The sequence below is a fragment of the Phenylobacterium sp. Root1290 genome, from assembly GCF_001425305.1.
Lineage (GTDB): Bacteria > Pseudomonadota > Alphaproteobacteria > Caulobacterales > Caulobacteraceae > Phenylobacterium.
The window spans coordinates 305,702-329,773 of the sequence record NZ_LMEE01000003.1; the positions used below are offsets into that span (position 1 = coordinate 305,702).

Sequence of the window (24,072 nt, forward strand, 5' to 3'; positions counted from 1 at the left end):
TGGAGTCACTCCGAGGTGCGGATGTAAGACTTTACCGGCGATCTCTGTAATGGTGTAATGACTCGACAAAGTTCGGAGTCAAGACATGCCGGCTGAACGCCGCCTCTATGTGGGGCCAAGCCTGCGCCGCCTTCGACGCGACCATGGCCTGACCCAGGCGGACATGGCCGCCGATCTTGAGGTCTCGCCGTCGTACATCGCGCTGCTGGAGCGCAACCACCGGCCGCTGAGCGCCGAGATGCTGCTGCGACTGTCGCAGACCTACAAGATGGACATGGCCGCGCTGGCGGGGGACGGCGGGTCGGACGACGCCGCGCGGCTGCAGGCGGTGCTTAAGGACCCGATGTTCGGCGACATCGATCTGCCGACGCTGGAGTCGACCGACGTCACGACCAACTTTCCGGGCATCACCGAGGCGCTGCTGCGGCTCTACACCGCCTATCAGGAGGAGCAGCTGGCGCTCGCCGACCGCACCGCCGACGGCAAGACCGGCGAGGGCGTGCAGGGGCCAGATCCGGCCGACCCGGTGGCGGAGTCCCGGCGGTTCCTGGCGGCTCGGCGCAATTCCTTCCCGGTGCTGGACGATGCGGCCGAACGGCTGGCCCAGGCGATCGGCGCCCATGACAGCATGGCGGCCTATCTGAAGGCGCGGCACAACCTGCGGGTCCGGCGGCTGCCGTCGAACTTCATGGTCGGATCGATCCGGCGGCTGGACTGGCACCGCAAGGAGTTGCTGCTCGACGACTCCCTCGACACCGCCAGCCAGGTGTTCCAGCTGGCGCTGCAGCTGGCCTATCTGGAGATGCGCGAGGTGATCGATCTGGTCGCCAGCGAGGGCACCTTCGCCAGCGAGAGCGGCGAGCGGCTGACGCGCCGGGCGCTGGCCAGCTATGCGGCGGCGGCGATCCTGATGCCCTACACCGCATTCGCCAAGGCTGTGGAGGCCCGGCGCTACGACATCGAGGCGCTGGGCCGGCAGTTCGGCGCGAGCTTCGAGCAGACCGCGCACCGGCTGACGACGCTGCAGAAGCCCGGGCACGAGCGGGTGCCGTTCTTCTTCATCCGCGTCGATCCGGCCGGGAATGTTTCCAAGCGGCTGGACGGGGCCGGGTTTCCCTTCGCCCGCCACGGCGGCGGCTGTCCGCTGTGGTCGGTGCACCAGGCCTTCAAGACGCCCCGCGAGATCGTCACCCAATGGTTGGAGCTGCCGGACGGCGAGCGGTTCTTCTCGATCTCGCGGACGGTCACCGCCGGCGGCGGTGCGTTCGGAACGCCGAGGGTCGAGCGGGCGATCGCGCTGGGCTGCTCGGCCGAGCATGCGCACCGGCTGATCTACACCCAGGACCGGCCAGGCCCGGAAAGCGCCACGCCGATCGGGGTGACCTGCCGACTCTGCCACCGGACCGAATGCACGGCGCGCTCGGCGCCGCCTATCGGACGGCAGATTCTCGCCGACGACATCCGGCGAACCAACGCCCCGTTCGGATTTTCCGACAGCTGAGGCAAAATCTGCCTTCGGCGCGCCGAAGTGTCAGCCCGTGCGCACAAAACGCTTCAAACCGGCGCGCTTCCGTGCAGTAAAGCGCCGGAATGGTCCACTTCGCTGCAGTGCGGCGAAGCGCAAGGACGCTTTTGTTGGGGACTCGGTCGCGCATGAACATCAGCAAATCCCTCACGGTCGACGACACGCTGCACGCCTTCGTGGAAGGCGAGTTGCTGCCGGGCACGGGCGTAGCGTCCGACGCCTTCTGGGCTGCGCTGGAACAGGTGCTGGCCGACTTCACGCCGCGCAACGCCGAGCTGCTGAAGCGTCGCGACGACCTGCAGGCGCAGATCGACAATTGGTGGCGCGAGCGCCGCGGCAAGCCGCTGGACGTGGCCGAAGAGACCGCGTTCCTGCGCGAGATCGGCTACCTTCTGCCCGAGCCGCCGGCCTTCCAGATCGACACCCAGAACGTCGATCCGGAAATCGCCTCCATCGCCGGCCCGCAGTTGGTGGTGCCGGTGTCCAACGGCCGCTACGCCCTGAACGCCGCCAATGCGCGCTGGGGCAGCCTCTATGATGCGCTCTACGGCACCGACGCCATCGAGCCGCCGACAGGGACCAAGGGCTATGACCCGGTGCGCGGCGGCAAGGTGATCGCCTTCGCCCGCGGCCTGCTGGACCGCGCCGCGCCGCTGAGCGCCGGCTCGCACGCCGATGCGACTCTGTACGCCGTGAACGGTAAGGACCTGGTGGTGACGCTGAAGGACGGCGCCAGCGTCGGCCTGGCCGATCCCGCCCAGTTCGCCGGCTGGCGCGGCGAGGCCGGCGCCCCGGAGGCGGTGCTGCTGAAGCACAACGGCCTGCACCTGGAGATCCAGGTCGACCGCAGCTCCAACATCGGCAAGGACGATCCCGCCGGTGTCGCCGACGTGCTGGTGGAAGCGGCGCTGACCGCGATCCAGGACTGCGAGGACTCGGTCGCCGCCGTCGACGCCGAGGACAAGACCAACGTCTACCGCAACTGGCTGGGCCTGATGCGCGGCGACCTGGCCGCCAGCTTCGCCAAGGGCGGCAAGACCGAGACCCGCCGACTGGACGAGGACCGCCGCTACAGCGCCGCCGCCGGGGGCGAGCTGACCCTGCGCGGCCGCAGCCTCATGCTGGTGCGCAATGTCGGCCACCACATGCTGACCGACGTGGTCACCTTCGACGGCCAGCCGGTGTTCGAGACCGTGGTCGACGCCCTGATCACCGTCGCGGCGGCCCTGCACGACGTCAACGGCGCGCGCCGCAACAGCCCGGCCGGCTCGGTCTATGTCGTGAAGCCGAAGATGCACGGGCCGGACGAGGTGGCGCTGGCCGTTCGCCTGTTCGATCTGGTCGAGGACGCCCTGGGCCTGGCCCGCAACACCGTGAAGCTCGGGATCATGGACGAGGAGCGTCGCACCAGCGCCAACCTCTCGGCCTGCATCCACGCCGCGCGCGACCGGATCGTGTTCATCAACACCGGCTTCCTGGACCGCACAGGCGACGAGATCCATACGGCCATGGAGGCCGGCCCCATGGTCCGCAAGGACACCATGAAGGCCGAGCCGTGGCTGGCGTCCTACGAGAAGCGCAACGTCGAGATCGCCCTGGCCGCCGGTTTCCCCGGCCGTGCGCAGATCGGCAAGGGCATGTGGGCCGCTCCGGACCAGATGCAGGCGATGCTCACCGCCAAGGTCGGCCACCCGAAGGCTGGCGCCAACACCGCCTGGGTGCCGTCCCCGACCGCCGCGGTGCTGCACGCGCTGCACTACCACGAGGTCGACGTGCCGGCGCTGCAGTCCACCATGGTGCAAGCGGCCCAGAAGACCGGAACCGACGACCTGCTGACCCCGCCGCTGGCCAAGTCGAACTGGAACGCCGCCGACATCCAGCAGGAGCTGGACAACAACGCCCAGGGCATCCTGGGCTACGTCGTGCGCTGGATCGACCAGGGCGTCGGCTGCTCGAAGGTGCCGGACATCCACGACGTCGGGCTGATGGAAGACCGCGCCACGCTGCGCATCTCCAGCCAGCACATCGCCAACTGGCTGCACCACGGGGTCTGCACCGAGGAACAGGTCCGCGAGACCTTCAGTCGGATGGCCAAGGTGGTGGACGGCCAGAACGCCGATGACGCCGCCTATCAGGCGATGGCCGCCGACCCGGCCGCCAGCATCGCCTACCAGGCCGCGCTGGAGCTGGTGTTCGACGGCCGCGTGCAGCCGAACGGCTACACCGAGCACATCCTGACCCGCCGCCGCCGCGAGCGTAAGGCGCAGCTGGCCGGCGCCTGAGGTCTGCCGGTCGGGTGAGGGCTTGCGCCTTCATCCGACCGCCTCGCCCCGCTAGGCGCGGAAGACGATCCAGCGGGCGGTGGCGAAGTTGTAGATGAGCACGATACCGGTCGCGAAACACTGCGCCAGGATGTAGTGCAGGCCGAGGCTGACCAGGCCGCTCAGGATCAGCCCGTTGAGGGCCAAGCCGATGGTTCCGAAAACGAAGAACACGACCAGTCCCCGCACGAACGGCGGACGGGTCTCGAAGTTGCGGCTGCGATTGACGATGTAGCTGAACACCGCGCCCGCCGCGAAGCCGGCGCTGGTCGAGGCCAGCAAGGGCGCCTTCAACAGTTCGACGAGAGCGACCAGAATCCCATAGTGGATCAAGGTCGCGACGCCGCCGACGGCGGCGAACCGCAGGAATTGACGGCTGATCTCGTGTGTCGCGAGGAAATGCAGCAGCGAAGCTGTCGGTCGATCGGTGCGTGCAGACACGTCACGGTCCTGCATAATTTTCCTCGTCCGTGGTTAGAGTGTCTTCACGCAAGTATCTTACCGAAGTTATCTGATGATATGGCGCGTGAGGTCGCTGGTATGGACTTTGCTCGTAAACGCCCGATCAACATCTGGTGCACGGGACTGAGATGACTGCGCAAGAAAAGCTGCGGGCGGCCGAACAAACAAAGCCGTTGGTCGTTGACCTGGACGGCACGCTGATCCGCTCTGATCTGCTGATCGAGACCGCGTTCACGGAGCTGGGCGCGCGTCCGCAGACGGTCTTCGAGCTGTTGGGCGCCTTGCTGAAAGGCAAGGCGGCCCTGAAGCATCGCCTGGCCGACGCCAGCAAGTTCGACGCCTCGATGCTGCCCTATGACGACGCGGTCCTGGCCTGCATCAAGCAGGCGAAGGCCGAAGGCCGCCTGGTCTATCTCGCCTCCGCCAGCAACGAGGCCCTGGTCGGCGCCGTCGCCGAGGAACTGGGTCTGTTCGACGGCTGGTTCGGCTCGAGCGAGGACCGCAACCTTTCGGGCAAGGCCAAGGCCGACAAGCTGGTCACCGCCTTCGGCGAGCAGGGCTTCGACTACATCGGCAACGACAAGGCCGACCTGGAGGTCTGGAGCCGCGCGGACAAGGCGATCTGCATCCGGACGTCGCCGGCGGTGCTGGCGGCGCTCGCCAAGCGCGACCGGCCGATCCAGCAGCTCGAGAGCGACAAGCCGACCCTGAAGACCTGGATCAAGCTCATCCGGGTCCACCAATGGGCGAAGAACAGTCTCGTCTTCGTGCCGCTGCTGACCTCGCTCAGCTTCAACCTGGAGATGGTCGGGCTTTCGATCCTGGCGGCCATCGCATACTCGCTGTGCGCCTCCAGCATCTACGTGCTCAACGATCTGGTGGACCTGCCGGCGGATCGCGGCCACCCGACCAAGCGCAATCGGCCGCTCGCCAACGGGTCTATCCCGCTGATGCAGGCGATGCTGGTCATGCCGGTCCTGCTCGCGGCGGGGCTTGGGATCGCCGCGATGATCTCGCTGCCGTTCCTGGGCGTGGTCGTGGCCTATCTGGCGATGACGACGGCCTATTCGTTCTTCCTGAAGCGCAAGCTGATGCTCGACGCGGTGACGCTGGCGCTGCTCTACACCATGCGGGTGATCGGCGGGGCGGTGGCGATCTCGGTCGATGTCTCGTTCTGGCTGCTTGCCTTCTCACTCTTCATCTTCACGTCGCTCGCCCTGCTGAAGCGCTACATCGAGCTGACGACCCGACTGGATAACGGCCTCGCCGACCCGTCGAACCGCAACTACAAGATCGCCGACGCCGACGTGGTGATGGCGATTTCGGCGGCCGCGGGCCTGAACGCCACCACGGTTCTGACGCTCTATCTGCACTCAGCGCACCTGCCGTCCGAGTACCAACGGCCCGAGGCGTTGTGGGCGCTGTTCCCGTTGCTGCTCTATTGGATCGGCCGCGCGCTGGTGCTCGCACACCGCCGCTTCATCGACGACGACCCGATCGTCTTCGCGATCCGTGACCGCGTGAGCCGCTACACTGTCGTCGCCATGGTGGTTGTCGTCGCCGTCGCCCGCTTCGCCCCGGCCGCCTGACCCGGACTATGGACCACAGTTTCGATCTGCGCTCGTTGGGCGCCAGCGTACAAGTTCTACAGATCGTCGCGATCCTGATCGCGGCCGGGATCATCGTCGCCGCGTCGCGCCGGATCTCCGGGCTTCCCCTCATCGCGCTGAGCGCGGTCCTCACCGCCCCGCTGGCCGTGGGCGTTTTCCTGATCTCGGACCCGGTCAAGGCGTTCGAGGATTTTCTGGACGCCTACTGGCGCGCTGGCCGGCTGGTGCTCGACGGACCTCAGCAACTGCGTCCGATGTTCGAGTGGGGGGTGGACGGCTTCGTCAACCTGCCGATCGTCGCCTTCCTGTTCGCGCCGCTGGGCGTTTTGCAGCCGAAGCTGGCGGCGGGGGTCTTCTTCGTCGTCGGCGTGCTGGCGCTGATTGCGACCTGGATCGTTCTGGTGCGCGCCTTTCGCCTGTCGAGCCGCGACGCCGGCCTGGCGTTGCTGGCGATCGGCTCATTCGGGCCGCTGCACTACAGCCTGAAGGAGGGGAACACCTCCCATCTGCTGATCCTGCCCCTGGTCGTAGGGATTGCTCTGCTGCGCGCGCGCCGCGACCTGCTGGCCGGGATGCTCTTCGGCGCGGCGGCGGTCATCAAGCTGCCGCTTCTGCTGATCGGGATCTACTTCCTGCTGCGTGGGCGCTTCTATGTCGTGGCAGGCGGACTAGCCGTCGTTGTCGCCGCGGTGGCGGCGTCGCTGGCCGTGTTCGGTTGGGACATGCACGTCCTCTGGTATGAGAACTGTATCAGGCCCTTCACAGACAGCCCGATGGCCGCCTTCAATGTGCAGTCCGTCGAGGCGACGTTCTCCAAGCTGACGCTGGGCGTCGAGGGGCTCCATGACTGGACGGTGCAACGACTGAGCTGGCCCGCAGCGATCTCGGCCCAGCTGATCAATCTCGCGCTGATGGCTGCGGTCGCGATCGTCATCTGGCGCGGACGCCACAATAACAGCCCTCTCATGATCGAGGGCGAGCTCATGGCGATCATCGTGCTGGCCTGCCTGCGCAGTCCGCTGTCCTGGAGCCACTACTATGTCTGGCTGGTCCTGCCGGGCGTCTTCATGCTGGCGCGGGCGAGCGATGGTCAGATCCGCGGCCGGGGACTGTTCGTACTGGCGGCGGGGTGGCTGCTCGCCGCGCCTGCCGTCTTCATGTACGACGTCCGCGATTGGGGCTACGTCGCGGTGTTGGGCAACCTGCACCTGCTTGCCGGCGCGATGATCCTGTTGGCGCTCCTGGTCAAGTGGCGGGCGCGAGCGCCCCGGACGGCCTGAACGAGACGCCGTCGCTGCGCAGACAGTGCAGCAGGACCAGCATGATCAACCCGCCGAACAGGATGGGCGACTGCAGGAAGTTGAACGGCGTCGCCGCCAGCTGATTGACCAGCGCTATGTTCTGGCTGACCAGCACGTACGCCACCGCCAAAGCGGCCAGCGCGGGCGGGCTGTTGGCCGCGCGCAGCAGCAGTACGGCGAAGATCGCGAAGGTGATCCCGTAGTGGTGCTCCCAGGCGATCGGCGAGGCGATGGTCGCGCTGAGCGCCATGGCGCAGAAGTCCAGCATTCGGCCTTCGTCTTCGCTCGCCTTGCGGCGGTGGAACAGCGCCAGGCCCAGGATCAGCGCGGAGGTCAGGCTGGTGCCGATCTTCACGAACGGCGTCGGCGGCGGGAAATGGTCTCCGCGCCATTCGAGGTTGTTGTAGGCGACGGGGTCGCTGAGGCTCATCAGCCGGTTCAGAAGGCCGTTGAACGATTGGTTGGGGTAGAAGGCCTCCCCGCGGTCGGCTAGCACGCCCAGCACGCGGATGTAGTGCAGGAAGTCGTCAAACCCGAACACCCAGAAGGAGGCGAGCAGGCCAGCGGCCCCGGCGAAGCCTAGCGTCAGGGCGAAGCGCCACTCGCCGCGGAACGCGGCCCAGAGCAGGAACAGGCTGAACTGTGGCTTCAGCAGGCTGGCCGCCGCGATCAGCAGGGCCGGCGCGATGCGCAGGCCTCTCGACCAGCCCAGCAGCGCGAGGGCGAACAGGCCGTCGATCCAGAGCTGAACCTGGCCCAGGTGGAGGCCGTAGGTCATCGGCCAGAACAGCATGCCGAGCAGGGCGACCAGGCCGAGGCGGGCGGCGAATTCAACCCAGCGACGAGGACCCGTGGCTTCACCGCCGCCGGCCGCGAGCAGGCGCTCAGCGCACAGGAAGCTCAGCAGCAGGAAGCCGATCGAGACCAGGTCGAAGTACAGGAACGGACGGCCGCCGGGCGGCTGCATCGGTCCCATCATGATGAACACCGCGGTCGGCGGGTACTGGTACTTGATCCCCTTGTCGAAGGTCTCGGCGTAGATGTCCCGCCCCGGGGATTTGTCCCAGGAATCGAAGGCGTTCCAAAGCGGCCCCCAGCTGTCGTCGTTGAAGTCGAACGATAGGACGACATGCGCCATCTGCAGGACGGTGCGGGCGTCGTGAGGCGGAGCGACCTCAAGCAGCAGGGCCACGGCCAAAGTCATGACGACGGCGACGCAGAGCGCGGCCAGGATCCACATGCGGGAACCAGGCGGAGACAGCTTTAGCAAGGTTTAGCTCCTGCCGGTCGCGGCGGGTGAACAGACGCCCCCTAGATCGATCACTGAATATCGCTGGTTTGTAAAGATCACCCTTCCGACGGCCGGATCGCGCGCCAAGTCCTCGCGGGTCTCGATCAGGTAGTCGGCGCCGTGAGCGCAGGCATAGGCGGTCTTTTCGGCCGAGGTCTTCAGTGCGGCGACCTCGTCCATGCGCGCGCGCCACTCCGCGTGGTAGTCGGGCCGCCACATCACCGCCGCGCCCCGCTTCCAGTCGACCCATAGGCGTCGCTGGCTGAGCAGCTGCAGTTCGGACAGCTCGATCGCCGGCAGTGGTCGGGCCGAGGGGATCGAGAGGATCAGCGCCTCGCGCGGCGTGTGGCTTCGCAGCCAATCGGCGAGGTTGCGCTGGACAGCCAGGGTCTCAAGCCAGGGATCCTGCTGGGCCTGACGCCGCTGCACAGCCGCTTGGCCGACCAGCAGCAGGCCGGCAAGCGCCAGTACGAAGGCTGGTCTGAGCGAAGGCGCGCCGAAGCCGAACATGCTTCGCAGCCTGGCCGGCGCCCGGTCCCAGAGGCCGCAGACGAGCAGCGCGCTGAGGGCGAGAACCACCAACTTGCCGCCGATGATCAGGCAGGCGGCGCCTGCCAGAGCCGTTAGCCGGCGCAGGACCGGCGCCGGGCCAAGGATCTCGCGGGCGAAGACGCAGGCGCTCGCCACCAGAGCGATCAGCTGCAGGAAGCCGTCGGCGCGCAGCAGGTGCAGGTTCAGCAGGGTGTGCGAGCTGCTGAGCCACGGCAGCACGACCCCGAACCCGAACACCAGCAGATAGCCGACAAATGTCGCGGCGAGCAGGCGGCGCGGCTCGCCCAGTTGCGCCAGCGCGACCGCACCCATGAGGATCGTCGCCGCGAGGATCAGGATGTCGCGACGAGACGAGGCGTCGATGAAGAAGTGATAGGGCCAGTAGCTGCGCAGGAAGCCCGCATAGTCGAAGGCCGGCTCGGCCATGGTGGTGTTCTGCAAGATCCAGAACAGCACCGGCGCGGCGAGCACGAGCGCCAGGAGGAGTCCGATGGCCCAGCTGCGGGCGAAAGCCGCGAGCCCGATCCTGGGGTTGCTCAGGCGGGCATGGGCGAGCGTCGCCAGCAGCAGGGCGACGCCGTTCCAGATGGCGACGAAGGCGTTGGTTGCGAAGACCAGGCCGTTCAGGCCGATCGCCCAGGCCATGCGGCCGCGCGCCAGCAGCGTGAGGCTCGCGAACAGCAGGGGCCAGGCCAGGCTGGTGTGGCTGAGGCTGGTCAGCAGCAGGTCCTGTCCGCCGACGCCGGTGTAGTCATAGGCGAGAGCTGAACCGGTGAAGATCGCCACCGCCAGCGTCCTGTGCAGCGGCCGCAGTCCGAACGCCGCCAGCATCGAGAGCAGCGACCAGAAGGTCAGGAAGCGGACGATCGCGTGGAGCGCGGCGAAGACGTCCGGCTCGGCCGCCCGCTCGCCGAACAGCGCGACCAGGAACCAGACCCCGGACGTGTAGGCCGTCAGGCTTTGATAGAAGGCGTCATCCCGAAACTGCGGCCAATCATAAGCGCGCTGGATGATCGGGATGTGGAAGACGTTGTTGTCCGCGCCGTAGAGAAACGGATGGCCGACAAGGCTGACGAAGGTGAAGAAAAGCGCCAGCAACACCGCGCGCGCGGGGCCGTCGGATCTTGCTGCTGTCTGCCCCCACATACCAGGTTCTCTAGACGCCCTTGGCGGTTCGCCGCAACCTCGCGCGGTCGAACAGGCGCCTTTCTGGCTGATCCGCCTCGCGTGGGGGCGAGAGGGAAAGAGCTGCGAGCGCGATGCTCACAGCGAACGACGAGAAGACGGCAAGCAGGCCCCGCGGGCGCGCCGCGGGGCCTGAATGGCTTTAGCCCGAGACGGAGTCCTTCAGCGCCTTGGCGGCCGAGAAGGCGACCTTCTTGCTGGCGGCGATCTCGATCGCAGCGCCGGTGGCCGGGTTGCGGCCGGTGCGGGCCGGCTTGTCCTGCACCTTGAACTTGCCGAAGCCGGGAAGGTTGACCTCTTGGCCCAGCACCAGGGCTTCACGCACCGCGGCGAGCAGAGTGTCGATGGCTTCTTTGGCCTGGGTCTTGGTGAGGGCGCCGTCGGCGGCGATCCGTTCGGCGAGGTCGGTGGTGTTCATCTGCGAGTGGCTCCAAATGGAATCAGAGTGCGAAAGGTCGGCGGCGAAGGACTTGATGTCCATGGGGATTGATCCGTGTCGGAATTTCGGCTGTCCAGCGTTTCCTGTGCGCTTCCGGTCGGTGGATCGACCCGCAAGGACCCGCCCGTGAACTCACGGACCTAGAAGCGGGCGCTCAGCGTCACGCCGCTGCGGCGGCCTGGGCCGCGGGCGCTGGCGGAAAATCCGTAGCTCTCTCCGATGAAACCGGCGTCGACGATGTAGCCCGTATCGAGGGCGTTGCGCAGGAAGCCGGTCAGGGTCCAGCCGCTCGGGTGCGTAAAGGACACGGTCAGGTCGAGCAGGCCATAGGCGCCCTGGCGCTCGTCCTGGACGACGTCCGGCGCGAGGCCCCTTGAGAGGCCCGGCACGTCGTTGTCGTCGGAAAAGAAAATCTCGGACTGCCAGGTAAAGGACGGCCGGAACGCCAGGGTCCCGCCGGCGACGCCGCGAGACAGGTCCAACCGGATCGAGGCCTTGTGGTCAGGGGCGAGGCGAAAGTGATTGCCCTTCATCGCCCCCGCCGCCAGCCGCGCGCGATTGTAGCCGTAGGTCGCCACCGCCACGGCGCCCGGCGCCAGGTCGAGGCGCGCCTCCAGTTCGCCGCCGGCCGCGCGCGCCTCGCCGGCGTTGACCGTGCGCAGCAGCCCGCCCTCGAACCGGGTGGTCTGGAAGTCCTCGTAGGCATAGGCGTAGAGCGCGCTGTCCAGGCGCAGCCGGCCGCCGGCGAGCTCGGCCTTCGCGCCCATTTCGAGGGAGTCGACCGTCTCGGCGGGCGCGCGCCCGAACCGGGCGGGGCCATAGGGAGCGCTTGGCGCGCCGGCTACCAGCACGGTCGGCCGGCGACCGCGCGCATAGGAAGCGTAGAGGCTGATCTCCGGCGTCGGGCTGTGGCGCGCCACCAGCCGCCAGCTCCAGCCGGAGTCCTCAAGGTCTTCGGAAACTCTCGTCCCGCCCTGGGCCGTGGGGTGAAAGATCAGCCCATAGGGCGGCGCGCCGCCGGGGGCGTCCCCGGCCAGTTGCGCGAGCAAGCGGCGGCGCGGCTCGCCGGTCGCCGTCAGGGCGGCCAGCAGCGTGCCGAGCGTCGAGGCGCCTTCCGGATTTGAGGGGGCGACGCCGCTGGTCTTGTCGTCGCGGCTGAACCTCAGACCGGCCGAAAGCTCCCAGGCAGGCGCGGGGCGGAAGCTGACGTCGGCGAAGATGTCGAAGGAGCGCGTGCGGCTGAAATTCTGATTGATCTCAAGATAGCCTGGCTTGAGGCGGCCAGCGATTGCGGCGGCCTGAGCGGGGTCGATCGCGGCGCCGCGGCCGGCGGCCAGCGCCTGCACTTGTCCGGCGACGAAGGCCGGGGAAGTCAGGGCCGCGAGCGACGGCGCGGGATCGGTCAGGCCGCCAGCGATCCGCGCGAGCAGCAGGCGCTCATCGACGACGATCGGCACTCGCTGGGTGCCGTGCTCGGCGAAGGCGTTGAACCCCACGAAGGCGCGCCAGCGCCGCCCGGCGTCGTACTCGATCCGCGCCTCAAGATTGGTTTCGGTTCCGCGGGTCTGTTCCAGCAGACGCACCACAGGCAGCGACATGCCGTCCGCGTCCTGTCGTTCGTCGGCCGCGAACCGCCGGCTGGACAGGAGGCCCGCGAGCCGCCAGCCGTCGCCCAGGTCCAGCCGTGTGAGGGCCGTGGCCGAGGCCAACTCGCGGTCCAGACCGAGCCGATGCTCGACCCCGTGCTGGTCGGGCGCCGAAAGGGCCGCGCCGGTGCGACGCCCAAGGTCGCCGATCGGAGCGCCGGTCTGGGGATCGGTCGGCGTGTAGGTCAGCGACTTCATGCCCGCGCCGGTCGGCTGATTGCGCTCGTAGTTCAGGAGAACGTCGGCGTTGATGCGGTCTCCAGGCTCCAGGTGCAGCGAGATTCTGGCCGCATCGGTGGCGATCGACTGCTGGGCCGTCCCGCCCAGAAGGTTGGCGACCATGCCGTCCCGCCGACGGCTCACGCCGGCGATGCGCAGGGCGGCGATGTCACCCAATGGAACGTTCAGCGCCGCGTCGAACGACGCCAGGTCGTGGTCGCCAGCGGTGAGCGCGGCGTGGCCGCTGGCCACACCCAGACGGGCCTTGCGCTGGATGACGTTGATCGCGCCGGTCATGGCGCTGCGGCCGTACAGCGTCGATTGCGGGCCCTTGGCCACCTCGATGCGCTCGACGTCGAAGAGCTCGAAGTAGGCGCCGCGCTCCTTTGAGGCCGGCGCGCCGTCCTGGAACACCGACAGACGCGGCTCGCGAGTGGCGTCGCCCGAGGCCTGGGTGATCCCCCGCATCGAAAAGCCGGCGGTGGCGGGGGAGGCGGCCGCCACGCTGAGGCCGGGCGCCAGCCGCGACACCTCGTCCATGCCCGACAGGCCGAGGGCTTCCAGCTCCCGACCAGAGATGCGCGTCAGGGCGATGGGCGTCTGGATCGCCAGGCCTTCCCGCCGCTCGGCGGTGACGACCAGTTCGGCCACCGGCAGCGGCTCGGCCTCCGGCCTTGGTTCGGGACGCTGGATCCCAGGCGCATCGGCGGCTGGCTGGATCATCATTACCCCGCGCGGCCCGACGACGGCCGTCAGCCCCGATCCGGCCAGCAATCGCGACAGCGCCTGGTTCTGATCGAATGCGCCGCGGACTTCCGGCGCCCGTTTGCCGGTCAGCAGTCGGGGACTTGCGATCACCTGGGCGCCGCTGGCCAGGCTGTAGGCCGCGAGCCCTGCGGAAAGCGGTCCGGCCGGGATGGCGTAGTGACGAACCTCGGCCGCCATGGCCGTCCCGCTCCAACCGGCGAGGAGGGCCGCAACGGCGCCAGCGCAGGCGATGTGGGACCAGCTCGACATCGCCAGGCCTCAGGTCATGAGGCCGGACGCGGTCGCAATTCCACCGCGCCGTCGGGCGCAGTCGTCGCCTGCACCGGCAGGTAGGCCTCCACGGCGCGGACGAAGGCGGGCTGATCACCGGCGTCGAACGCCCCGCTGACCCGAAGGTCGCGCAGTTCAGGGGCCACGCGGATCGGGCGGCTCGCGTACCGGCCGACGCGCTCGGCCGCTTCGCTCAGGCTCGCGTCGTCGAAGATCAGCTTGCCCGTGCGCCAGGCGAGGGCCGCGCTCGGATCGGCCCGGGCGACCTGGGCTTGGCCGTTGCGCGCGGCGTACTGATCGCCGGGGGACAGGCGCGCGAGGAGCTTGTCGTCAGCGGCGCTGCGAACCTCTACCGCGCCTTCGACCAGGGTCACCACCGACGCATCGGGCCCCTGATCGAGGTTGAACGCCGTGCCGGTGGCGACCACCACCTGCCGTCCCAGGCGGACGGCGAACGGCCGGGCCCGGTCGTGGGCGACGTCGAAGCTGGCCTGTCCCCGGACGAGCTCCAGCTCCCGGGACTTGCGGCCGAGCCGGACCTCCAATTGCGTGCGCGCGTCGAGCGTCACCTGCGAGCCGTCGTCGAGCGTGATCCTGCGCATGGCTGGACCTGTCTCGAAGGTCTCCAGTTTCGCCGGTGCGGCCTGGTAGGCGACGGCGCCGATCACCACCGCCAGACTTGCCGCCAGCGCGCCGGCCACGAGGCCTCGGCGCCAGGGCCGCGTACGTTCGGCCGTACGTCGCCTCAGCGCCGCCAATTCGGGATCGTCCTGGTGCGCGTCCAGAAAGTCCATCGAAGCGCAGACGCGCTCGTAGGCTTCCCGATGCTCGGGCGCGGAGGCAAGCCAGCCCTGGAAGGCGGTTTCGTGGTCCGGCGTCCAGCCGGCTTCCGCTCTGGCGAGCCAGGCGGCGGCGGCCGTTTCGTTCGGGGCGTCGCCCGGGATGCAAGATACGAAATGCGTCATGGGCCGAACCGCCGGGCGAGATGGGCGACGGCGCGAACCAGGTTCTTCTCCACCGCGCTGACGGAGATCCCCATTCGCGAGGCGATCTCCGCGTGCTTGAGTTTATCGAGCCGCGCCAGAACGAAGATGTCCCGTGTCCGCGGCGGCAGTTCCTCCAGAGCCCTGAGCACCGCCCTCAGACGCTGGCGGTCCATCAGGACACGCTCGGCCGAGACGGTTTCGGCTGCGATGTTGAGCGGTTCGGAGGGGGCGTCCTGGTTCGTGTCGACGTCGAGGCTGACATGCCGGTCTGTGCGCTTGGCGATCCGCAGCCGCATTCGGTCGCGCAGCAGATTGGCGGCGACCGTGAACACGAAGGCGTCCGGCGCCTGCACTTGCGCCGACGGCGCGCCCTTCAGGATCCGGACGAACACCTCCTGGGTCAGGTCCTCGGCCTCGGCGCGGTCGTCGGTGTGGCGCAGGAAGAAGGCCATGAGCGGCCGGCGATAGGCGCTGGAGAGCTCGCCCGACCGCAAGGCGCCGTCGGGGCGATGGGGCTCGGAACTGGAGAGTGACGCCACGCAAACCGCCCCTGACTCGGCCTGCGCAGGCTCACGGCCGAGCGCAGGTGCGTGCGGCTCATTTCATGGATTTGTGACGGTTTTTGCCTCGCCGAAACTTTCAAAAATTCCGGTGAGGATCGGCGAGGAGCCTTCGTCCTTCCCCTCTGACGCGCCCTCACAGCGAGGGCGTTCCAGTTAAGGGGGACCGTCTTCATGATCTCGAACAAAGCCGCGCGGCTGGCCGCCGCCTCGGCCATCGCCCTGCTGTGGGCCCAGGGCGCCCATGCCCAATCGGAGCCCGACCAGGTCGAGGAAGTGGTGGTCACCGGCTCGCGGATCGCCCGCAAGGACTACACCGCCGAAAGCCCGATCGTGACGGTGACCGCCGACAACCTGCAGCGCTCAGGCCCGACCTCCATTGAAACGACTCTGAACCAGTTGCCCCAGTTCGCGGCCAATGCCGGCGGCACCTCGACAAGCCAGGCGCGCGCGGGCCGCGCCTACGCCAACCTCCGCGGCCTGGGGCCGTCACGCACGCTGGTGCTGCAGGACGGTCGTCGCATGCAGCCCTCTGACCCACTCGGCGCCATCGATCTCAACACCATCTCCGCCTCGCTGGTCGAGAACGTCGAGGTGATCACTGGCGGGGCGTCGGCGGTCTACGGCTCCGACGCCATCGCCGGCGTCGTGAATTTCAAGCTGAAGAACAACTTCCAAGGCCTCGCTCTCGACGCCCAGTACGGGCAGACCGAGCGTGAAGACGGCGAGGTGCTTGACCTCAGCGTGATCATGGGCGGCAATTTTGCGGACGGCCGCGGCAACGCGGTGCTATCGGCCTCGTACATGGATCGCCAGCGGGTCAACCGCGGCAGCCGCGACTTCTTCAAGGACGGCGGCATCACCCCGGTCCTGCCCAGCGGTCTGCTCTATGCCGACGCGGCCAACCTGCCGTCGCAGGCGGCGCTCAACGCGGTCTTCGCGCGCTACGGCGTCACCGCCAACGTGCCCCGCAACGCCACCTTCAGCCGGAACGCCGACGGCACCCTGTTCACGATCCTGCCGCCGATGAACTATCGTTTCGGCGACGACGGCCCCTACGTGATCACCAGCAACGGACAGGTCTCCGTGTCGCTGGGCGAGGCCGCTCCGCTGCAGCAGCCGCTTGAGCGCGAAACCTTGTACGGGCGCGTGACCTACGAGGTGACGGACAGCATCCGCACCTACGGCCAGTTCAACTACGCTCACTACACCGCCAACCAGACGGGCTATGGGCGCAATCAGGCGATCACCCGCGACGTCTATCTGCCGGTGACCAATCCCTTCCTGTCCGCCGACGTTCGCGCCATCGCCGCCAGCCGGCCCAATCCGACCGCGCCGATCCTCTTCTACTTCAACACCGGCCGCTATGCGCCTGACGTGGCCGAGAGCACCTACAACGTCACCCAGGTTCTTGGCGGCCTGAGCGGCGACCTTGAGATCATCGACGGCGGCTGGGACGCCTACGCCTCGTTCGGACGCACCGAGCAGAACACGCGTCTGGCCGGCTACATCGACCGCGCGGCGTTCCTGTCGCTGGTCAACGCCGCTGACGGTGGGCGCAGCATCTGCACCGGCGGGCTGGACCCGCTCGCGCTGGCGGCGCCTTCGGCCTCGTGCCTCAACTACCTGCTGCGCGAGATGCACGAGACGACGCAGTTCGAGCAGACCAACCTGGAAGCCACCGTCCAGGGCCGCGTCCTGACGCTGCCGGCGGGCGACCTTCGGTTCGCCGCAGGCCTGAACTATCGCAAGAACAGCTACGACTTCTCGCCCGACGCACAGCGGATCAGCGGCTCGGTGCTGGCCACCAGCCTCAGCAACCCGACCCACGGCGAAACCTCGACCAAGGAAGCCTTCGTCGAGTTGCTGATCCCGGTCGTGCGCGACCTGCCGCTGGCCAAGGAGGTCAATCTCGATCTCGCCTATCGCTTCTCCGACTACGACACGGTCGGCGGGGTCCACACCTACAAGCTCGGCGGCGAGTGGGCGCTGACCGACGCCCTGCGCCTGCGGGGCGGTTACCAGCGCGCCATCCGTGCGCCCTCGGTCGGCGAACTCTTCCAGCCGGCAGAGCAGAGCGGCACCACGGTCGGCCGCATCTCCGCCGGCCGCGGCGATCCCTGCGACATCGGCAGCTCCTACCGCACCGGCCCGAACGCCGCCCAGGTCCGCGCCCTCTGCATTGCCACCGGCGTGCCCCTGAGCGTCGTCGACAATCACCGCTTCGCCGCGACCAACGTCCAGTCCGACGTCGCCGGCAACCTCGACCTCAAGGAAGAGACCTCCGACACCTACACGCTCGGCATGGTCTGGCGGCCGCAGTTCGACCACCCGCTGCTGCAGCGGTTCTCGGCATCGGTGGACTACTATGCGATCGAGATCACCGACGCGATCGGCCTGGTCACCGGCGACGTCATCACTCAGCGCTGCTTCAACGGCCAGGGCGAATCCAACCCGACCTATGACCCGCAGAACTTCTACTGCCAGCTGATCAGCCGTGGTTCGTCCGGCGGGTTCGCCACCATCAAGACGCCGCTGCTGAACCTGGCCGGCTACCGCACCTCGGGCGTCGATTTCCAGGGCGACTGGTCGGTGGCGCTGGCCGATCTCGGCCTAGGCGAGCGGCTCGGCGACCTCAGCCTCAACGTGCTGGTCTCCTATACCGGCGAGTACGCCATCCAGACGCTGCAGGGCGCCGACTTCGTCGAATACGCCGGCACCATCGGCAACGCACAGATCAGCGCCGACGCCATCTCCCATCCGGAGTGGCGCGCGACGACCAGCCTCGATTGGCGAGTGGGTCCGGCCAGCCTGAACCTGCGCTGGCGCTGGATCGATAAGATGGAGAACTCGACGAATGTCGGCGCGGCCGTGGCCACCGCGCCCGGCGTGAAGGCCATCCACTATCTCGACCTCGGCGGCCGCTATCGCGTCAACGAGCAGGTCGAGGTCCGCGGCGGCGTGCTCAATCTCGCCGATCGCCAGCCGCCGGCCTGGACCGGGGAGGGGGCCACCGACGCGGCGCTCTACGACGTCCTCGGGCGACGCTTCTACGTCGGCGTGAACCTCAGCTTCTGAACCTTGTGAAAGCAGTGACCGAAATGAAAACCGCACTTCTGCGCGGGCTCCTCGCCAGCGCCGCCGTCCTGGGATTTGCGACCTCCGCCGCGGCGGCGGTCCCGACCTCGGCGGACATCGTCAAGGCCGCCGACGGCCGAATCCCGCAGTTCATGTCCTGCCTGCGCGAACAGGAGGTCGCGCTGGTCGGCGCCCACCGGGGCGGCCCGCTGGCCGAGCATCCCGAGAACTCGACCGTGACCTTCGACTTCACTACGTCGCTGGCCCCCGTGTTCATCGAGACCGACGTCCAGCAGACCTTTGACGGCGTGCTGTTCATGAACCACGACGGGGTGCTCGATCGGAACACCACTGGCCATGGGGTGATCGCCGAACAGCCTTGGGCGCGCATCGCCAAGCTCAAGCAGCGCGATCCGACCGGACAGCCTGTCGATCAGAGTCCGCAGACGCTGGCCGAGGTGCTGGCCTTCGCCAAGGATCGGGTGCTGCTGCTGCTCGACGTCAAGCCGCAGACCGACGCCAGCCTGCTCATGGCCGAGGTCGACAAGGCCGGCGCGGCCGGCCGGGTCATGTTCCTGGCCTACACGATCCCGCAGGCCCAGGCGCTGCGCCGCGCCAAGCCGGACGCCGTGCTCGCCCTGCCGGTGTTCGACCGCGAGCAATTGGCCAAGGCCAAGGCCGCTGGCCTGGTCGACGGCAAGTTGCTGGCCATGGTGCGGCCTGGACAGGTCGACGCGACCTTCATTCCCGAGCTCGAAGCTCTTGGAGCGACGGTGATGTCGGGAACCTACGCCAGCGCACAGTCGCCGGATGCGCTCTACCGCACCCGCGCGGACGCGGCGCTCTATCAGTCCTTCGCCCAGCAGGGGCCGCGCCTGATCGTCTCCAACCGGCCGTTGGCCGCAGCTGAAGCGATGCTGGCCGATCCCACCTACGCCCGCCGCCTGCAAGCCTGCGGCGTCGCGCGCTAACGCCGCCTTGAGATTGACGACGGATCGAGCCTCCCCGACTTGGTCCGCGTCACAGCTTCCTGGCGAGGCGTCCCCTTGGGCGGCTCGTCAGGAAGCGTCGGTTCGACGCGCAGGGTAGGGCTGGCGTTCTCCTTCTCCAGCGGGTAGCAGCCGCCCCATGATCCGCCTCGACAACGTCTCCAAGCAGAACGGCCACCAAATCCTGTTCATCGAAGCCTCGATGGGCGTCCAGAAAGGCGAAAAGGTCGGGCTTGTCGGCCCGAACGGCGCGGGCAAGACGACGCTGTTCCGCATGATGACTGGCCAGGAGCTCCCCGACGACGGACTGGTCACGATCGATCCCGGCATGCGGATCGGCTATTTCAGCCAGGACGTCGGTGAGATGGCGGGCCAGAGCGCGGTCGCCGCGGTTATGGACGGCGTCGGCCCCGTCAGCGCCCTGGCCGCCGAAATGGCCACGCTCGAGGCGGCCATGGTCGATCCGGACCAGGCGGACGCCCTGGACGCCGTCATGGAACGCTACGGCGAGGTGCTGGAGCGCTTCCAGGAACTGGACGGCTACGCGCTGGAAGCACGGGCGCGCGAGGTGCTGGCGGGCCTGAGCTTCAGCCAGGAACGCATGGACGGCGATGTCGGACTGCTGTCGGGCGGCTGGAAGATGCGCGTCGCGCTGGCCCGCATCCTGCTCATGCGGCCCGACGCCATGCTGCTGGACGAACCCAGCAACCACCTCGACCTGGAAAGCCTGATCTGGCTCGAGGCCTTCCTCAAGACCTATGACGGCGCGCTGCTCATGACCTCGCACGACCGCGCCTTCATGAACCGCATCATCGGCAAGGTGGTCGAGATCGACGGCGGCGACCTCGTCACCTATTCGGGCGATCTCGACTTCTACGACCAGCAGCGCGCGCTCGGCGAACAGCAACGCCAGGCGCAGTACGAGCGCCAGCAGGCCATGCTGGCCAAGGAAATCAAGTTCATCGAGAAGTTCAAGGCGCGGGCCTCGCACGCCGCCCAGGTCCAGAGCCGGGTCAAGAAGCTCGACAAGATCGAACGCGTCGAGGCGCCGCGCCGTCGCCAGTCGGTCCAGTTCGAGTTCAGGAGTCCGCCGCGGTCGGGCGAAGACGTGGTCAGCCTGCGCAACATCCATAAGGGCTACGGCGACCAGCTGATCTATGAGGGCCTCGATTTCCTGGTGCGCCGCAAGGAGCGTTGGTGCGTGCTTGGCGCCAACGGCGCCGGCAAGTCGACGCTGTTGAAACTGGTGGCCGGCGCCACCGCGCCCGACCAGGGCGCCGTCAACATCGGGGCCAGCGTCAAGATGGGCTATTTCGCCCAGCACTCCATGGATCTGCTGGACGGCGAAGAGACGATCTTCGAGTCTCTGGACAGTTCCTTCCCGCAGGCGGGCCAGGGCGCGCTGCGCACCCTGGCGGGGTGCTTCGGCTTCTCCGGCGACGATGTCGAAAAGCCTTGCCGCGTACTGTCCGGCGGCGAGAAGGCGCGTCTGGTCATGGCCAAGATGTTGTTCGATCCGCCGAACCTGCTGGTGCTCGACGAGCCGACCAACCACCTCGACATGGCGACCAAGGAGATGCTGGTCGCGGCCCTGGCGGACTTCGAAGGCACCATGCTGTTTGTCTCGCACGACCGCCATTTCCTGGCGGCCCTGTCGAACCGCGTGCTGGAACTGACACCCGACGGCGTTCATCAGTACGGCGGCGGCTACTCAGAATATGTCGCCCGCACCGGCCAGGAAGCCCCGGGGCTGCACCCCGGAGGGTAGCGGTTTTTCGCTGGCGGCCCGGGAGGGACTCGAACCCCCGACCTTCGCTTTAGGAAAGCGCTGCTCTATCCTGCTGAGCTACCGGGCCGACCGGTGGGGGTGATAGCGCAAGGCTGTTCCGGTGGGAATGGCTGCGATAGAGGGGCGTATGGGGTTCTTCAAAGTGTTTCGCCTGCTCTACGTGCAGGTCCTCGTGGCGATCGCGCTCGGCATCGCCGTGGGGGCTATCTGGCCGGACTTCGGCGTTTCGCTGAAACCGCTGGGCGACGGCTTCATCAAGCTGATCAAGATGGCGGTCGCGCCGGTGATCTTCTGCACCATCGTCTCGGGCATCGCCCGGATGAGCGACATCAAGGCCTTCGGGCGCCTGGGCGCCAAGACGCTGATCTATTTCGAGGTCGTCTCGACCCTGGCGCTGGTCATCGGCCTGGTGGTCGGCAACCTGGTCAAGCCGGGCCGCGGCTTCAACATCGACCCCAACACGCTCGATCCCAGCATCGCGGCCGGCTACGTCGAGAAGGCCGAGCACGGCGACAGCCTGCCTGACTATATCCTCAGCCTGATCCCGGACGCCTTCTTCGGCGCCTTCGCCGACGGGGCGCTGCTGCAGGTGCTGGTCATCGCCATCCTGACCGGCTTTGCCTGCTCGCGGCTCGGCGAGTTCGGCGACAAGGTCGCCGGCGTGCTCGAGGACGTCTCGAAGGTGTTCTTCTCGATCATCCAGGTGATCGTGAAGCTGGCCCCGATCGGCGCCTTCGGGGCGATGGGCTTCACCATCGGCAAGTACGGCCTGGCCGCCCTGCTGAAGCTGGGCGCGCTGGTGGCGACCTTCTATGCGACCTCGCTGCTGTTCGTGCTGATCGTGCTGGGGCTGATCGCCCTGGTCGCGGGCTTCTCGATCTTCAAGTTCCTCCGCTACATCCGCGAGGAGCTGCTGATCGTGCTGGGCACCTCATCGTCGGAGTCGGTGCTGCCGCAGATGATGGAGAAGATGCAGCGCCTGGGCGCGGGCAAGACCACGACCGGCCTGGTGATCCCGACCGGCTATTCGTTCAATCTGGACGGCACCAACATCTACATGACCCTGGCGACCCTGTTCCTGGCCCAGGCGACCAACATCGATCTGACGCTGACCCAGGAACTGACGCTGCTCGGCGTGGCGATGCTGACCTCGAAGGGCGCCAGCGGCGTGACGGGGGCGGGGTTCATCACCCTGGCCGCCACCTTGGCGGTGGCGCCGCAGATCCCGATCGCCTCGCTGGCCATCCTGGTCGGGGTCGACAGGTTCATGAGCGAGTGCCGCGCCCTGACCAACCTGGTCGGCAACGGCGTGGCGACCATCGTCATCGCCCGCTGGGAGGGGGACCTCGACCGCGAGAAGCTGGCGCTGGAACTGGAGCGCGGCCCCAACCATGCCGTGGCCGAACCGCTCACGGCGGCGCGCGCCGAGGCGGACTGATCTCGGAGAATTTTCCCGAGCGGCAACCCGGGATTGACTTGCGCCAGGTGGCGCCGATGAGGCAGGATTCAACCTAGGGCTAGTGTGCCGGGCGCCAAGGGAGCACGCCATGTTGGAGGCGGCCGCTCGAGAGGGGATGTCGGATCAAGGTCCGAGAGACCTTACTTTCGCGCTTGTGGAGATCATCGAGGCGCTGTCGGCGGCTCGTACCGTCGAGGACGTCGCCGCCATCGTCAGGACCCGAGCGCGGGTCTTGTCCGGGGCCGACGGGGTGACCTTCGTGATGCGCGACGGCGACGAGTGCGCATATCTGGACGAGGACGCTGTCGCCCCGCTCTGGAAGGGCCTGCGCTTTCCGATGAGCGCATGCATCTCCGGATGGGCGATGCTGAACGGCCGGACGGCGGTCGTCCCAGACATCTACGCCGACCCGCGCATCCCGCACGACGCCTACCGGCCGACCTTCGTCCGCAGCCTGGTGATGACGCCGGTGCGCCCGCAGGACCCGCTGGCCGCCATCGGCGCCTATTGGGCCGAGCAACGGCAGCCGACCGCGGAGGAAGTGACCGCTTTGGAGGTGATCGCCCGCGCTACGGCCACGGCTTTGGCCAACGTCCAGGCCTACGCCACGCTCTCGGAGAACCTGGAGAGGCGCAAGCTGCTGATCAGCGAGCTTGACCATCGCTGCAAGAACACCCTGGCGGCGGTGCAGTCGATCGCCGACCAGACGCTGCGGCGGGCGTCGTCGCCGGCGCACTTCGTCGAAGCTTTCAACGGCCGGATCGGTGCGCTGGCGCGGGCCCATGAGCTGCTCACCCAGGGAGATTGGGGACACGCCGGGCTTGCCGACGTCGTCGGCCAGGCGCTGACCCCGTTCTGCGGCGTCGGCGGACTGCGGATCGCGGTCTCTGGGCCGGAGATCGGACTGGCGCCGGAGACGGCCGTGGCCATGCACATGACCGTGCATGAGCTGGCGGTGAACGCGATGAAGTACGGCGCGCTCAGCGTCGAGGGCGGGCGGCTGGACGTCACCTGGGATATCGACCGCCGAGAGGAGCCCGGCGCGCTGGAGTTGCGCTGGATCGAGCGCGGCGGACCTGTGGTCGCACCGCCCGACCGGCGAGGGTTCGGCTCGCGCCTGATCGAGCAAGGCATGGCGCGGGAGCTGGGCGGGGAGGCGCAGATCGTGTTCGACCCGGAAGGCGTCCAGGTCTTGCTGCGGGCGCCGCTGTCGGCGCGTCTGGCGCTGGCATGACCGGTCCGCGCGTCGTGCTCGTCGAGGACGAGCCCCTGGTGGCGATGATGATGGAGGACCTGCTGGCCGACTTGGGGTGCGAGGTCGCCGCCTCCTTCGGCTCGCTGGCCCCGGCCATGGCCTGGCTGGATCGCCAGGACCCGTTGCCGGACGGTGCGGTGCTGGACGTCAATCTGGGCGGCGGCGAGACGGTGTTCCCCCTGGCCGAGGCGTTGCGCGCGCGAGGGGTGCCGTTCGTCTTCGCGACAGGCTATGGAGTCCTGCCGAGCGACGGCTATCCGGACACGCCATTGATCCGGAAGCCGGTCGATCAGGACCAGCTCTTGCCGGTGGTGCGGGCCTTCGCCGCCATCGCCTGAGCTGGAGTAACGACGTGTGTGGGCCCGCG

At 68.1% G+C, this 24,072-nt stretch carries 17 protein-coding genes and 1 tRNA gene; 10 read left to right on the plus strand and 8 right to left on the minus strand.

The window, feature by feature from the left end; translation table 11 throughout:
* Window positions 1–85 precede the first annotated feature (85 nt).
* Entirely contained in the window at window positions 86–1,501 is a 1,416-nt protein-coding gene (locus tag ASC79_RS16080; RefSeq protein ID WP_056022276.1) for a short-chain fatty acyl-CoA regulator family protein, read from the plus strand.
* Between the two features lie 152 nt (window positions 1,502–1,653).
* A complete protein-coding gene (locus tag ASC79_RS16085) occupies window positions 1,654–3,807 on the plus strand; it encodes a malate synthase G (protein ID WP_056022273.1) in 2,154 nt (717 codons plus the stop codon).
* Window positions 3,808–3,858: 51 nt separating this feature from the next.
* On the opposite strand, the gene ASC79_RS16090 is transcribed toward ASC79_RS16085, so the two are convergent.
* Window positions 3,859–4,302 (minus strand): GtrA family protein, encoded by a 444-nt coding sequence (locus ASC79_RS16090; protein ID WP_082532166.1) that lies wholly within the window; start codon window positions 4,300–4,302, stop codon window positions 3,859–3,861.
* Window positions 4,303–4,436: 134 nt separating this feature from the next.
* Here ASC79_RS16090 and ASC79_RS16095 point away from each other — a divergent pair, with 134 nt between their 5' ends.
* Together ASC79_RS16095 and ASC79_RS16100 are read left to right on the plus strand one after the other, a co-directional pair.
* Complete coding sequence (locus ASC79_RS16095; RefSeq protein ID WP_056022270.1) at window positions 4,437–5,897, plus strand: UbiA family prenyltransferase; 1,461 nt, start codon at window positions 4,437–4,439, stop codon at window positions 5,895–5,897.
* 8 nt (window positions 5,898–5,905) lie between these two features.
* On the plus strand, window positions 5,906–7,198 hold the full coding sequence (locus ASC79_RS16100) for a glycosyltransferase family 87 protein (RefSeq protein ID WP_056022267.1): 1,293 nt from the start codon (window positions 5,906–5,908) through the stop codon (window positions 7,196–7,198).
* On the opposite strand, the gene ASC79_RS16105 is transcribed toward ASC79_RS16100, so the two are convergent.
* The 6 genes from ASC79_RS16105 to ASC79_RS16130 all read right to left on the minus strand — a co-directional run bounded on the left by ASC79_RS16105 (window position 7,164) and on the right by ASC79_RS16130 (window position 15,114).
* The gene (locus ASC79_RS16105; RefSeq protein ID WP_156378383.1) at window positions 7,164–8,489 is read right to left on the minus strand and encodes a glycosyltransferase family 87 protein; all 1,326 of its coding nucleotides are present in this window, start codon (window positions 8,487–8,489) and stop codon (window positions 7,164–7,166) included. The two genes, ASC79_RS16100 and ASC79_RS16105, sit on opposite strands and share 35 nt — an antisense overlap.
* Window positions 8,490–8,492: 3 nt before the next feature.
* Window positions 8,493–10,208, minus strand: coding sequence for a DUF6798 domain-containing protein (locus tag ASC79_RS16110; protein ID WP_156378382.1), 1,716 nt, complete (start codon window positions 10,206–10,208; stop codon window positions 8,493–8,495).
* A gap of 181 nt (window positions 10,209–10,389) precedes the next feature.
* Window positions 10,390–10,665 (minus strand): HU family DNA-binding protein, encoded by a 276-nt coding sequence (locus ASC79_RS16115; RefSeq protein ID WP_056023634.1) that lies wholly within the window; start codon window positions 10,663–10,665, stop codon window positions 10,390–10,392.
* 161 nt (window positions 10,666–10,826) lie between these two features.
* Complete coding sequence (locus ASC79_RS16120; protein ID WP_082532167.1) at window positions 10,827–13,568, minus strand: TonB-dependent receptor domain-containing protein; 2,742 nt, start codon at window positions 13,566–13,568, stop codon at window positions 10,827–10,829.
* A 14-nt stretch (window positions 13,569–13,582) separates the two neighbouring features.
* The gene (locus tag ASC79_RS16125) at window positions 13,583–14,554 is read right to left on the minus strand and encodes a FecR family protein (RefSeq protein WP_056022255.1); all 972 of its coding nucleotides are present in this window, start codon (window positions 14,552–14,554) and stop codon (window positions 13,583–13,585) included.
* Window positions 14,551–15,114 (minus strand): RNA polymerase sigma factor, encoded by a 564-nt coding sequence (locus ASC79_RS16130; protein WP_156378381.1) that lies wholly within the window; start codon window positions 15,112–15,114, stop codon window positions 14,551–14,553. Before ASC79_RS16130 ends, ASC79_RS16125 begins: the two co-directional genes overlap by 4 nt.
* A 195-nt stretch (window positions 15,115–15,309) precedes the next feature.
* Here ASC79_RS16130 and ASC79_RS16135 point away from each other — a divergent pair, with 195 nt between their 5' ends.
* From ASC79_RS16135 to ASC79_RS16145, 3 genes are all read left to right on the plus strand, one after another.
* Window positions 15,310–18,213, plus strand: a complete 2,904-nt coding sequence (locus tag ASC79_RS16135) for a TonB-dependent receptor domain-containing protein (RefSeq protein ID WP_056022251.1) — start codon at window positions 15,310–15,312, stop codon at window positions 18,211–18,213.
* A gap of 23 nt (window positions 18,214–18,236) precedes the next feature.
* On the plus strand, window positions 18,237–19,184 hold the full coding sequence (locus tag ASC79_RS16140; RefSeq protein ID WP_056022248.1) for a glycerophosphodiester phosphodiesterase family protein: 948 nt from the start codon (window positions 18,237–18,239) through the stop codon (window positions 19,182–19,184).
* 157 nt (window positions 19,185–19,341) lie between these two features.
* Window positions 19,342–20,970, plus strand: a complete 1,629-nt coding sequence (locus tag ASC79_RS16145) for an ABC-F family ATP-binding cassette domain-containing protein (protein ID WP_056022245.1) — start codon at window positions 19,342–19,344, stop codon at window positions 20,968–20,970.
* An 11-nt stretch (window positions 20,971–20,981) separates the two neighbouring features.
* Here ASC79_RS16145 and ASC79_RS16150 read toward each other — a convergent pair.
* Window positions 20,982–21,058: transfer RNA gene (locus ASC79_RS16150), tRNA-Arg, on the minus strand.
* Window positions 21,059–21,118: 60 nt separating this feature from the next.
* Here ASC79_RS16150 and dctA point away from each other — a divergent pair.
* The 3 genes from dctA to ASC79_RS16165 all read left to right on the plus strand — a co-directional run bounded on the left by dctA (window position 21,119) and on the right by ASC79_RS16165 (window position 24,043).
* Window positions 21,119–22,429, plus strand: a complete 1,311-nt coding sequence (gene dctA / locus ASC79_RS16155; RefSeq protein WP_056022244.1) for a C4-dicarboxylate transporter DctA — start codon at window positions 21,119–21,121, stop codon at window positions 22,427–22,429.
* A gap of 136 nt (window positions 22,430–22,565) precedes the next feature.
* On the plus strand, window positions 22,566–23,684 hold the full coding sequence (locus tag ASC79_RS16160) for a sensor histidine kinase (RefSeq protein WP_156378380.1): 1,119 nt from the start codon (window positions 22,566–22,568) through the stop codon (window positions 23,682–23,684).
* A complete protein-coding gene (locus ASC79_RS16165; RefSeq protein ID WP_056022232.1) occupies window positions 23,681–24,043 on the plus strand; it encodes a response regulator in 363 nt (120 codons plus the stop codon). Before ASC79_RS16160 ends, ASC79_RS16165 begins: the two co-directional genes overlap by 4 nt.
* Window positions 24,044–24,072 lie beyond the last annotated feature (29 nt).